Genomic DNA, 12,173 nt, shown 5'->3' with positions numbered 1-12,173 from the left:
CCCCCCCCCCCCCCCCCCCCCCCCCCCCCCCCCCCCCCCCCCCCCCCCCCCCCCCCCCCCCCCCCCCCCCCCCCCCCCCCCCCCCCCCCCCCCCCGGCTGCGACACTACGGGTCTCTCGATCGAGCTCTGTCACGGCATCTGCGCAGACTGCCGGTAGCGCAGCGGTGTCGTATTGGTCACGTGCCGGAACACCCGGCCGAATTGCACTAATGATCCGAAGCCTACCTGCTCGGCGATCGTAATGACTTTGATTTTGCTGTTCACGAGCAGCCTCTGCGCTTCTTGCACCCGAACGAGGTGGATATACTCGACGAGCGAAAAGCCGGTAATTTCTTTGAACATCCGGCTCAAGTAAGCGGGACTGATCTCAAACAGCAAAGCGAGCTCTTCCAAGCGGATAGGCTCCGCATAGTGCTGATTAATATAACGCACGATCGTCGATATTTTGCGATGCAGCGGGCTGACGTGCTCCGGCGAGGTGACGGCATGATTGCGCACGAAGCGGGCCGTGAACAGGAGCAGCTCGATCAAATAGTGCCGCATGGCAAACGTTTGTTCGAAGCTATCTTCACTTGCCTCATGGAGCAGCTTGCCCAAAATATCTTCGACGACGCGACGCGTCGGCAAATCCAGACGCAGCACCGGCGAGCCGTGCGTAAAAGCGTTCAAAATAAAAGGCGATTCCTGCTGCATCCCGTCAAGAAAGCTGTCGCCAAAATTAATAACCACTCTCGCATGCCCCCACGTGTCCGAATCTGAAGTGGCGTGCAGCTCCCTGCGATTAATGAGCACGAGATCCCCGGGGAGAATGAGATAAGAGCGGTCTCGGATAAAATACATGCGCTCACCTTCATAGAGATAGTAGATCTCGTACATTTCATGCATGTGCTGCGTTCTTTCGAACGAGCCGGAGCGGTGAATATGCTGGATATAAAAGGGACCGTCCTCTTCGTTCCCATAGGTAATCGTGCGGGACATATAACGAAATCGCCTCCTTCTGCCTCCATTATATCATCATCGCAAAATATGAATAGTTTCTTCTGAAAATAGGAAGAGATGATGAGAAAAGTTGCGATAATTGCGATATGATCAACGTATACATGCTTAGTAAACGTTTGCAAAAGAATGAGGGAGGATTATCGCAATGAAACAGCTTATCGAGGCTCTGCAATCCGGTCAATTACAAGATTTCGCGTCATCCGAGATTAAAGTATACGAATCATCTCTTACGCAAGTGGAAGGTTCGACATTGCTTCTTTTAGTCCGCACAGATGCAGGCAAGAAGCTGATCGCTGTCGGCGATGGCGAAATTTATAATCAATTAAACGGAGATAACGTTTTCGGTGCCAAAGTGTGCCCGCTCACACATGAAAACCGTTTGACGCTGAATAAATTTTTGCCTTACACTGCACCTCAAGCGTTCGGTACCCAAGTGGCTACAATGGGTCTTGGAGACCGTCTCGGCATCGCCAGCCCAGGTCATATTCAGACGATTCGCGGGAGAGACATTCGCCCCGTATTGGCACAGCAAAGTATCCGTGAGCTCACGCTGACAGGCCGCACTTATGAGGATGTATTGGATGCGGCGGCTTACGCGGTATTCCAGGAGGGCTACAAAGACGGATACGGCGCAGACGGCGACCACTTGAAAAAAGAAGAAGACATCGAATACGCGCTTCGCCTCGGCTTCACAATGCTGACACTCGATTGCTCGGAGCAAATCGATAATACGATCGAGGGCCTTTCCGAAGCGGAGGTTGCGGCCAAATATGAGCAGCTGCCAGCCGAACTGCGCAGCCGGTATGAAGAGCGCTACCTGCAGACGGCTGCGAATGTGCCAGGCGCCAGCTTGACGTTCACTCGTCAATCGCTGATGAAAGACGTCCTGATCTACGATAAGGCGATCGACTTCATGGAAGCGATTTTCCGTCGTTATATCACGACGCTCGACCGGGCTGTCGATTTCGAAATCTCCATCGACGAAACGGCCACACCAACCTCGCCTGAGGCGCACTATATGGTGGCGAATGAACTTCGTCAGCGCGGCGTGACGATTTTCAGTATGGCGCCACGCTTCTGCGGCGAGTTCCAAAAAGGCATCGATTACATCGGCGACATCGTACAATTCGAGAAAGAGCTGGCGAGCCATGCGGCGATCGCCGTGCATTTTGAATATAAGCTCAGCATCCACTCCGGCAGTGACAAATTTAGCGTATTCCCACTCATCGGGAAATACACGAACGGCTTATTTCACTTGAAAACAGCGGGCACGAACTGGCTGGAAGCCGTTCGCGTCGTGGCAAAAGTGAATCCGTCCTTGTACCGCCGCATGCACCAGTTTGCGCTGGAGCATTTTGAAGAAGCGACGGCGTATTACCACGTGACGACCGACATCAACGCCATCGTTCCACTGGCGAGCGTGAGCGATGAAGAGCTGCCGGCCTATATGGACGAGAATAACGCGCGCCAACTGCTGCACATCACTTACGGCTTGCTCCTGCAAGCGAAGAATGCCGATGGCAGCAAGCAGTTCGCTGACGAATTCTTCCAGACGCTCGCCGAGCAGGAAGATACGTTTGCCGCAGGGCTGGGAGCGCACATCGGCAGACACTTGGAGCTGCTGGGTAAATAAGCGAGGGCAGCCGCCAAAAACAAAAGAGCTAAGCGCATTTTTTGCGGCTTAGCTCTTTTCTCGTCTTATTCCTCGCTAGCTTGATCCAGCTCGTCATCAGCGCCTGGATATCCGCGCGGAATGCCTTGATGCAGCGCCTGGTTCTCATAAGAGTACGCGCTGGGCGTACGTTGGTCCTCCCGCCATGGCGTGCTCTTGCCCAGCGATTCGACATCTGAAGCGGAGCCGTATGGCCCGTCGGGAAACTCCTCTGCTATCAGGTCATTGCGCTGCGATTCGACAGTTGCTAGATCGGTGTAGGCATCGCGGTATTCATCGATAAAGCCTTCGGCTTGCTTCTTATCTTGATCTTCGAATTCAGTGCTCATGGAATAGCCTCCTGTCCAGTGAAAACAGCTCAATGTCAGTGCTTTTCCATTTTCCCCAAAGCTCGGATTAAATATCCGTAAAATGGATAGATCCGATGACTTGCGATAAGAAGGCAGTCAGCTCCTGCGCCTCTTCTTCGTTAATTTTGAAGGCATACTCCAGGTATCCTTCTTCGGCCAGATCATCCGGTCCCATCACGACGGTGCGTCCGGTCTGCAGATCGATGACCAGCTTTTTGCCATAGTAACGGGTTGTTGTCATGATCGCAAGATCAAAGCGGCGCATGGATTCGTTGCCGATGAAGCAGACGAAGCGCGTTGTAGTTTCCTCGGAATGGTCGTATAAAAAGTCAAAATCGGACATGATGGCCTCCATCTCTACTGTTATGCCTTTATTATACCTGAAAAGAGCTCGGCTACAAAACAAGACTTGCGCCTATTTGTCAAACATGGTATGATTTGGATATACGAAAGGGAAGCACCTTATCTACGATCACGTAGAAGAGGTGCTTTTTTTTGTTTTCCCAAATTGACTCGCTTGGAGGAGAGAGCATGAACATTGTATTTGTGAACACGTTGGAGAAAGAGACAGGGGAACACCGGGTCGCTACGGCACAAGTGTCGATCGGCGAAGAGCATGGCATCTGGCACGTGTACTGGTGCGATCAGGGCGATGCCGGCCATCCTACTCAGGACGAGTGGTATCAAGGCATCAGCTGGGATGAGATGCTGAGTGCCTTCCGCTATGGCCTGCGGGATAAGATGCGAGCCGGGTACCGACCCTTAATAACCGCTGACACGGACTCTGGCCAGAGGCTGTCCGGCAAAGCAAGAATGACGCAGCTGCTGAACTATTACAGCGAGGAGAACCTGAACGAGCCGGTGTATGAAAGCTTACGGCAATGGAGACGGGAGCTGGCTGCGCGCGAAGGCAAGCCGCCGTATTTGTTTGCAACGAATCGTGTGCTGCGCATGATTTCCGTTTTTTTACCGCAGAATCAGGATGAGCTGCGACAAATCCCCGGCTTCGGCGAGCTCAAGTCCACGCTGCACGGCAAAGAGATTTTGCAGTTCACAGTCGGGCAGGAGCGGAAGGGCAGCTTCCCGCTGGATTGGGTCGCGAGAACGGTGGACAACGCTAAATTCGAAGCATGGCAAGTTGCCCAGAAAGAGCATAAGCTCCGCATGGAGCTTGATCGTGAAGCCGGCAAGAGCAAGCTGCTGGGCATTGTTGCCGGCGGCGGGGACCTTACAGAGCTGCAGCAGGTGTTATCCATGCCACGACGCGAGCTGCTGCAGTGGATCGAAGAGCTGGGACGCGAGGGATATGATATGGACCCTCTCATCGATGCGGAGCTGCGCACCGTACCCGAGGAGCAGCAGATCAAGGCCTGGAATGCCTTCAAGTCGGAAGGCGAACGCTATCTGAAGCCGGTGCTGCAGCACATGAACGGGGGCGAAGAGATGAAAGGCAAGGAGCTGGACCGCGCTTACGAATGGCTGCGCTTGCTCCGTCTGCGGTTCCGCCGGGATAAGGATATGTTCAACGCGCAAGCGGCCAGTTAGGGTTGACAACGACAGAGCAATGTGATTTAATGTACACAATTTAAATATCAGCTAAAGCGATGACGGATATGGGCTTGTGCCCGAGTAGGAGGAAGGCCGCTGCATCAGAGAGCCGGTGGAAGCTGCGAACCGGCGCAAGCGTTGCTCCGAATTACAGTCCCGAGCAGGAAGAGGGAACGTGCCGTGCACGGCATTAGTAGCTTTTACCCGGCATCAGCATGCCGTTATTCAACTAGAGTGAAAGAGGAGCAATGCCTCTTTAATTAGGGTGGTACCGCGAGACAACATTCTCGTCCCTTTGGGGATGAGAGGGTTGTCTTTTTTTATATTCAGAGAACAAGGAGGAGTTTGGCATGCAAACAGGAGAACAGCTAACCAAAAAACAGGAATTGGAGGTAGCACGCCAGTATCAGATCGTTCGCCGCGGCATCGCCCAAATTGTTCCTGAAGAGGCGCTTATTGCGAAAATCCGTCATTCCGTCATCCACGGCCGACCGCTGAAAGTTAAGCTCGGCTTGGATCCTTCAGCGCCGGATATTCATATCGGGCATACGGTAGTTCTGCAGAAGCTGCGCCAGTTCCAGGATTTGGGCCACGAAGTTCAGCTCATTATCGGTGACTTCACGGGACGGATCGGTGACCCTACTGGAAAGTCCGAGACGCGCAAGCAGCTGACGGAAGAAGATGTGAAGCGAAATGGGCTGACGTACCAGACGCAGCTGTACAAAATTTTGGATCCGGCGAGGACGACCTTCTACTACAATTCCGCATGGCTCGGGGAGCTTAAGTTCGACGACGTGCTCAAGCTGGCAGGCAAAGTAACCGTTGCACGCTTGTTGGAGCGGGATGATTTTGCCAAGCGTTATGCCGGCAATTTGCCGATTCATCTGCACGAATTTTTTTACCCGCTGATGCAAGCTTATGATTCCGTCTCCCTGGAGACGGATATCGAATTAGGTGGAACGGATCAAACGTTCAACATTTTAATGGGGCGCACGCTCCAAGGCGCCTACGGCAGTGAAGATGGGCAGGTCGCCATCCTGATGCCGCTGCTGGAGGGGTTGGACGGCGTGCAGAAGATGAGCAAGAGCCTGGGTAATTACATCGGAATTGACGAGTTGCCAAGTGAAATCTACGGCAAAACGATGTCCATTCCCGATCATCTGATGCTGAAATACTTTGAGCTGACAACGTCAATCAGTAATGAGGAATTGCAGCAGCTGGGGCAGGGGCTGAAGGTAGGAAGCGTGCACCCGCGGGATGCGAAAATGCAGCTAGCCAAAGCGTATGTCCGCATGTTCCACGGTGAGCAAGCGGCTCATGAGGCGGAGCAGCAATTTATCGCTGTGTTCCAGAAGCGGGAGCTGCCGGATGAGATCGAAACGGTCCAGCTTCCGTCCGAAGAGCTGACGGACGGCGGGATTTCGCTTATCCAGATGCTTGTGGCGCTTCGTTTGCAAGGCTCGAACTCGGAGGCCAGACGCAGTATCGAACAAGGCGCAGTGCGCATCAATTCGGACAAAATGACCGACATTCACGCTTCCTTCAAGCCGCAAAGCGGCGATATCGTGCAGGTGGGCCGTCGTAAATTCGCGCGGATCGAGCTTATATAACGACGAAAGGGGCTCTCCATTCGGCAAACTGCATGTTGCCGCTAGGAAAGCCCCTTTCTTATCCTTATAGCCATTCTTTTTTCCGGAAGAAGACGTACATCCCCAGCCCCAGTAAAAACATAATGACTAACATGATTTCATCGCCATGCGGATAATGAATAAAACCGAGAATGTCGTCAAAATTCATTCCGAAAACACCGGTGATAAATGTGAGTGGCATGAAGATTGTGGTCAATGCAGTAAAGACGCGCATGATTTCGTTCGCCCGGTTCGCAACGCTGGACTGATAAGCTTCTCGTAAGTTGCCCATCAGATCGCGGAGCGTATCGAACGTATCGACGATTTTGACGGCATTCTCATAGATGTCGCCAAAATACTTTTGCAGCTGATGGTCAATCAGCCGAAGGTCTTTTTTGCCGAGCGTTCCGATCACATCGCGCTGTGGAACGAGCACTTTTTTGAGCCATAATACTTCCGAACGCAACCCGATAATCTCATTCAAATGTGTCTTCTTCGTTGCCATCAGAATATCTTCTTCCAGCTTCTCAATCTTGGCTTCGATTCGGTCACCGACCGCAACGTAGTTATCGACGACAAGATCGACCAGGTGATAGAGGAACCGATCGGCGGTGTTGACTTCTTCTTCCCAAAGGAATGGTTTCAGTGCGCGAAGTTCATTAATTTTTTGCCGGGTAACCGTTATAATAAAGTGTTTGCCTAAAAATAAATTAAGCGCACGAAGGAAAATTTCTTCATCATCAAAACGAATACTGTTAATAACAATAAAATAGTGCGAGTCATAAATTTCAATCTTTGGACGCTGCTCTTCTTCACTTAAGCAATCCTCCACGGCCAAATCGTGCAAGTGAAACAAGGGCTGAAGGATTTCCAAATCCTCAATCCCTGCGTCAATCCAGTAGAAGCCGCTCTCCGGAGGTGTTAGCGCGACGGTCACATCCTCAATCAAAGTAAATACGCCGTCTTGTACCCATCGTGTTTTCATCTGATCCACCCCTTCGAATGGAATCAGTCAGCTAACCCTCCGCACGTAAAAAGGCAACGGATGGAAGGAGAACCGACTGCATTCCCGCCATATGAAATTGTTTGTTAATTATATAGCTTCTACTCCTCGGGTCTCCGTCCATACGTATGCCCCCCTTTTCCGTCCGTGTCGAATACTTGTCTAGTATAACCCTTCAATTTCCTTGTTTCAAGCAATAAAGTATAGATTTTCAGGTGTCTAGGGCCATTAGCATAATGTATGGAAAAAAGGCTTGGCAGGTGCCAATTTGAGTCAGAATTTACTGAATATTAAATCGCATCTTTCATGATTTTGGCTTTGAGTTCTGTGTAAGCTTGAATGATTGTCGAATCGTTTTGCATGAGCAATTCCTGTTCATTGGAGACACCGTAGAGTTGGCACAGGCTGCGAACGGCTTCATCGGCTTGTTGGCGCGTAGGTTTACTGGTCTGGATCAGGGCAAAGTAGCGGTTAAGCGTGATAAAAGCATCGAAAGCTTTTGAATTGGACATCATACATCCTCTTTTCTTTGGTTAAATATAGTATTTTACGGCTGCACGATTTTTAAACTTCTTCCCTCCTATGCGCAATTTGTAGAAATTATGGTTAATTGATACAACTTGTATCTATTTTATCATATCGTATACAGTTATAGAAATTTTACTCTCAAAGGCCTAGTTCGAATTCACCCATTTTATTGAGGAGGCTAACTTCCGCCGAAACACCTCTAGAGTCCGGTTTACAGCTATCATTTCCCTCCTCCTGACGCATGCAAATGGGCAAAAATCGGAATGCTAAGGACGAGTGCATACATAATTAAACGATTTTGATTCAACCTAATGTTAATCGTCCTATCAACCGCTAAGGAGGGATTGCATTGGATCTGGTTCACTTAGGCTATTTCTTAGTTTTGGGCATACCGTGTGTGATCGCGATTGCTGCAATGGGTTGGCTGATTTATCACCGTCGAAAAAGAAGAGCCCGCTAGGAATACCTAACGGGCTTGTAGGGACTTTCATGCATCATTACCTTTTTACGTTGATTCGGTTCGAAGCCGATATTGAGGCCCGTGCGGCCGGAGTAAGAATGGCGATGGTTGTCAGCCGTTGTTGTATTCCCTCGGAAGGTGTGCCGGTGCCGGCTGTCTTCGGGGATGAATCGCCAATGGTCACAGCAGCCTTCCCACTTGGAATCTAGTAAGGTATGTGCTGGCGCACCGTTTGGATTGGTGCAAATATACCGTTTCTTGTGGAGCTTTTTTCGTCGCGCAAAGTTCTTGACAATAGCGGATCCGACCCATTATGATAAGTTTAACTGAATACGTTGACTTTCTTATCAAGAGTAGGTGGAGGGACTGGCCCGATGATACCCGGCAACCGACAAACTTTGGAGACAAAGATTTGCACGGTGCTAATTCTTGCGGAGACGCTGTGTAAGCGGAATCTGAGAGATAAGAGTAAGGACATATCTTTGAATTTCTATGACCTGCTCTGTTTTCCAGAGGAGGTCATTTTTGCATTTAGCCACCATTTCGAATAAAGGAGTGAACAGGATGCCGATCAAGATTCCTGACAACTTGCCAGCTAAAGAAATTTTAAATCAAGAGAACATTTTCACGATGGATGAATCTGTCGCGTATCACCAGGATATTCGTCCACTTCGCATTGCTTTGCTCAACTTAATGCCGACGAAAGAGACGACAGAGACGCAATTGCTTCGCCTTATCGGAAATACGCCGCTGCAAGTGGAATTTGTGCTGCTTCATCCTAAGACGCATACGTCCAAGAACACATCCACCGAGCATTTGGATACATTCTATAAAACGTTCGAAGATATTAAAGACGAGAAGCTCGATGGCATGATTATTACGGGCGCGCCAGTGGAGCAGATGGATTTTGAAGATGTCAACTACTGGGAAGAGCTGAAACGGATCCTGGATTGGAGCAAAGACAATGTCACCTCGACCCTCCACATCTGCTGGGCGGCTCAGGCAGGGCTGTACCATCACTTTGGAGTGCCGAAATATGGTCTCGACCAAAAAATGTTCGGCGTATTCCCGCACGTGGTAAGCACACCGAATACGAAGCTGCTGCGCGGCTTTGACGAAGTCTTTTATGTGCCGCAATCCCGCCATACCGAAGTGCGCCGTGAAGATATCGAGCGATGTCCGGACTTGGAGATTTTGTCCGAATCTGAGGAAGCCGGTGTGTACATCGCCGCCACTCGCGACGGCAAGCACATCTTCGTTACAGGCCATTCTGAATATGATGCGAACTCGTTAAAATGGGAATATGACCGCGATGTCAATAAAGGGTTGGAGATCGCCGTACCCAAAAACTACTATCCGAACAATGATCCGACCAGACAGCCTTATAATATATGGAGGGCACATGCCAACCTGCTGTTCTCGAACTGGCTGAACTATTATGTATACCAAGAAACACCGTTCGATCTGAATGATGTCAACAAAAGCCTGGCAAGCGCTCAACTCTAATCGCACCTGAACCCTTTGAAGGAGGACAATGATTCATGAAAATTGAAAGTCGTCTCGCCCAGATTGGATCTCAAAATGACCCGGATACCGGTGCTGTCAGCTTCCCGGTTTACCAATCCACAGCGTTCCGCCATCCGAAGCTCGGACAAAGCACAGGATTTGATTACGCCCGCACCAAAAGCCCGACGCGCAAAGTTCTCGAAGATGCGATTGCCGAGCTGGAGTCTGGAGATGCAGGCTTTGCCTGCTCTTCCGGCATGGCGGCGCTGCAAACGATTTTCGCTTATTTCAGCCAAGGCGACCACTTGATTGTATCTTTGGATCTGTACGGCGGTACATATCGGTTGCTGGAAAGAATTATGTCGCGCTTTGGAGTGACGGCTACATATGTTGATACCAACGATCTGGACGGTCTTGAGGCGGCTTATCAGCCTAACACCAAAGGGGTTGTGATCGAAACGCCGACGAACCCGCTCATGATGATTACGGATCTGGAGCTCGTCTGTACTTGGGCCCGGAAAAAAGGCATCTTGTCCATCGTCGACAACACGCTGTTGACGCCATTCCTGCAGCGTCCGATCGAACTGGGCGCCGACATCGTCATCCACAGCGCCACCAAATATCTTGGCGGCCATAACGATGTGCTTGCCGGACTGATCGTGACCAAAGGCAAGGAGCTTTCCGAGCAGATGGCGATTCTCCATAACTCCATCGGCGCGGTCCTGGGGCCGCAGGACAGTTGGCTGCTCATGCGGGGGATGAAGACGCTCGCGCTGCGCATGGAGCGCCATCAATACAATGCTACAGCGATCGCGAACTTCCTGCTGAAGCATCCGCTGATCGCCGAAGTGTTCTACCCGGCGCTGGAGAGTCATCCTGGCCATGACGTGCAGAATAGACAATCCAGCGGCAATACAGGCATTTTCTCCTTCAAGGTGAAAGATGCTAGGCTGGTTGAGCCGGTTCTGCGCCACATTCAGCTCATCGCTTTCGCTGAAAGCCTAGGCGGCGTGGAGTCCTTGATGACGTATCCAGCCGTGCAGACGCATGCGGATATTCCGCTTGAAATCCGCCAAAAAGTTGGCGTCGATGACCGTTTGCTGCGTTTTTCCGTAGGCATCGAGCATGTGGACGATCTGATCGCCGATCTGGATCGCGCGCTTAGCCTGGCGCAGGCTGAACTCGAAGGAGGTGCTTAAGGCTATGAGCACGCCGAACGAGGAGAAGCGCAAACCGCACGGCAAGTTCGCGACGAAGCTGATTCATTTCGGCAGCGAAATCGACGAGGCGACCGGAGCATCCAGTGTACCGCTGTACCAGGCGTCGACGTTCCACCAAGCGGATCTGGAAGCGTCGCAGGAGTATGACTACACGCGCTCCGGCAATCCGACCCGGCAGGCGCTGGAAGATTACATCGCGCTGCTGGAAGGCGGGGAACGCGGCTTTGCCTTTGCTTCCGGCATGGCGGCGATTTCCTCCGCTTTCATGATGTTGTCGCAAGGTGACCATGTCATCGTCACCGAAGACGTCTATGGCGGCACCTACCGCCTGCTGACGACGATTATGAATCGCATGGGTGTTGAATCAACCTTCGTCGATATGACTAATTTCGCCAATGTCAAAGCGGCGCTGCAGCCGAACACGAAAGCCGTATTTCTGGAGACGCCGTCCAATCCGACACTCAAAATTACGGATATCGGCACCATCGCTGCATGGGCCAAAGAGCATGACTTGCTGACGATGCTGGACAACACGTTCATGACACCGTATCATCAGCGCCCCATTGAGCTGGGGATCGACATTGTGCTGCATAGCGCAACCAAATTCCTCGGAGGGCACAGCGATGTGCTCGCCGGTCTCGCCGTTGTCGCCAATTCGAGCCTCGGCCGCCGGATGAAGCAAATCCAGAACGGGATGGGCAACGTGCTCGGCATTCAAGATTCCTGGCTGTTGATCCGCGGGATGAAGACCCTGCAAGCCCGGATGGAAATGTCCGAGAAAGGCGCCCGCCGACTGGCGCAGTGGCTTTCTGAGCAACCGGACATCGATGTCGTCTACTATCCGGGACTGCCTAACCATCCTGGCCGGGAAATTCACGAGAAGCAGTCGCTTGGCTATGGCGCTGTTGTTTCTTTTGACGTGGGCTCCGGCGAGCGGGCGAAAAAGCTATTGAGCCGCGTGCGGATCCCGCTTGTTGCGGTAAGCTTGGGCGCGGTGGAGAGCATCTTGTCCTATCCGGCGATGATGTCACATGCGGCGATGCCAAGAGAAGTGCGCTTGCAGCGGGGCATTACAGATGGTCTTGTCCGTTACTCGGTTGGCTTGGAGGATATCGAAGATATTATTGAAGATTTGGAGCAAGCCCTTAGAGGCTGATTCAAGAATTTGTCAAAGATAAGCAGCGTTTCGCTGCTTTTTTTGCCGTTTTCGTGAAATGCCTGTTCTGGCTGGAAAAATACAGGGAATTTCCGTGACGGT

12 protein-coding genes, 1 riboswitch and 1 other annotated feature are annotated in these 12,173 nt (G+C 51.5%); of the genes, 7 read left to right on the top strand and 5 right to left on the bottom strand.

What is annotated here, in order from left to right; all coding sequences use genetic code 11:
- Window positions 1-130: 130 nt before the first annotated feature.
- The gene (locus tag O9139_RS03100) at window positions 131-979 is read right to left on the bottom strand and encodes an AraC family transcriptional regulator (protein WP_270877989.1); all 849 of its coding nucleotides are present in this window, start codon (window positions 977-979) and stop codon (window positions 131-133) included.
- A 166-nt stretch (window positions 980-1,145) separates the two neighbouring features.
- On the opposite strand from O9139_RS03100, the gene O9139_RS03095 reads away from it, so the two are divergent.
- On the top strand, window positions 1,146-2,633 hold the full coding sequence (locus O9139_RS03095) for a tagaturonate epimerase family protein (RefSeq protein ID WP_270877988.1): 1,488 nt from the start codon (window positions 1,146-1,148) through the stop codon (window positions 2,631-2,633).
- A gap of 65 nt (window positions 2,634-2,698) precedes the next feature.
- Here O9139_RS03095 and O9139_RS03090 read toward each other — a convergent pair whose 3' ends face one another.
- The gene (locus O9139_RS03090) at window positions 2,699-3,001 is read right to left on the bottom strand and encodes a hypothetical protein (protein ID WP_270877987.1); all 303 of its coding nucleotides are present in this window, start codon (window positions 2,999-3,001) and stop codon (window positions 2,699-2,701) included.
- A 67-nt stretch (window positions 3,002-3,068) separates the two neighbouring features.
- Complete coding sequence (locus tag O9139_RS03085) at window positions 3,069-3,365, bottom strand: DUF3055 domain-containing protein (protein ID WP_270877986.1); 297 nt, start codon at window positions 3,363-3,365, stop codon at window positions 3,069-3,071.
- Between the two features lie 188 nt (window positions 3,366-3,553).
- Between O9139_RS03085 and O9139_RS03080 the strand changes: the two genes are divergently transcribed.
- Window positions 3,554-4,567 (top strand): HRDC domain-containing protein, encoded by a 1,014-nt coding sequence (locus tag O9139_RS03080; protein WP_270877985.1) that lies wholly within the window; start codon window positions 3,554-3,556, stop codon window positions 4,565-4,567.
- Window positions 4,568-4,633: 66 nt separating this feature from the next.
- Window positions 4,634-4,868, top strand: a binding site (T-box leader).
- A 52-nt stretch (window positions 4,869-4,920) separates the two neighbouring features.
- Window positions 4,921-6,180: a tyrosine--tRNA ligase gene (tyrS, locus tag O9139_RS03075; RefSeq protein ID WP_270877984.1), complete on the top strand. Its 1,260-nt coding sequence runs from the start codon at window positions 4,921-4,923 to the stop codon at window positions 6,178-6,180.
- Window positions 6,181-6,244: 64 nt separating this feature from the next.
- On the opposite strand, the gene corA is transcribed toward tyrS, so the two are convergent.
- The gene (gene corA, locus O9139_RS03070) at window positions 6,245-7,183 is read right to left on the bottom strand and encodes a magnesium/cobalt transporter CorA (RefSeq protein ID WP_270877983.1); all 939 of its coding nucleotides are present in this window, start codon (window positions 7,181-7,183) and stop codon (window positions 6,245-6,247) included.
- A 308-nt stretch (window positions 7,184-7,491) separates the two neighbouring features.
- The gene (locus O9139_RS03065) at window positions 7,492-7,713 is read right to left on the bottom strand and encodes a hypothetical protein (protein WP_270877982.1); all 222 of its coding nucleotides are present in this window, start codon (window positions 7,711-7,713) and stop codon (window positions 7,492-7,494) included.
- Window positions 7,714-8,218: 505 nt separating this feature from the next.
- On the opposite strand from O9139_RS03065, the gene O9139_RS03060 reads away from it, so the two are divergent.
- The 4 genes from O9139_RS03060 to O9139_RS03045 all read left to right on the top strand — a co-directional run bounded on the left by O9139_RS03060 (window position 8,219) and on the right by O9139_RS03045 (window position 12,071).
- Window positions 8,219-8,398, top strand: coding sequence for a hypothetical protein (locus O9139_RS03060; RefSeq protein WP_270877981.1), 180 nt, complete (start codon window positions 8,219-8,221; stop codon window positions 8,396-8,398).
- A 132-nt stretch (window positions 8,399-8,530) separates the two neighbouring features.
- A riboswitch (SAM riboswitch) is annotated at window positions 8,531-8,658 on the top strand.
- A gap of 95 nt (window positions 8,659-8,753) precedes the next feature.
- Window positions 8,754-9,695, top strand: coding sequence for a homoserine O-acetyltransferase MetA (metA, locus tag O9139_RS03055; RefSeq protein ID WP_270877980.1), 942 nt, complete (start codon window positions 8,754-8,756; stop codon window positions 9,693-9,695).
- A 35-nt stretch (window positions 9,696-9,730) separates the two neighbouring features.
- A complete protein-coding gene (locus O9139_RS03050) occupies window positions 9,731-10,894 on the top strand; it encodes an aminotransferase class I/II-fold pyridoxal phosphate-dependent enzyme (protein WP_270877979.1) in 1,164 nt (387 codons plus the stop codon).
- Between the two features lie 4 nt (window positions 10,895-10,898).
- Window positions 10,899-12,071, top strand: a complete 1,173-nt coding sequence (locus tag O9139_RS03045) for a trans-sulfuration enzyme family protein (protein ID WP_270877978.1) — start codon at window positions 10,899-10,901, stop codon at window positions 12,069-12,071.
- Window positions 12,072-12,173: the final 102 nt, after the last annotated feature.

The organism is Paenibacillus aestuarii (assembly GCF_027789125.1).
Classification (GTDB): domain Bacteria; phylum Bacillota; class Bacilli; order Paenibacillales; family NBRC-103111; genus Paenibacillus_E; species Paenibacillus_E aestuarii.
This window is presented reverse-complemented; position numbering and strand designations above follow the sequence as displayed.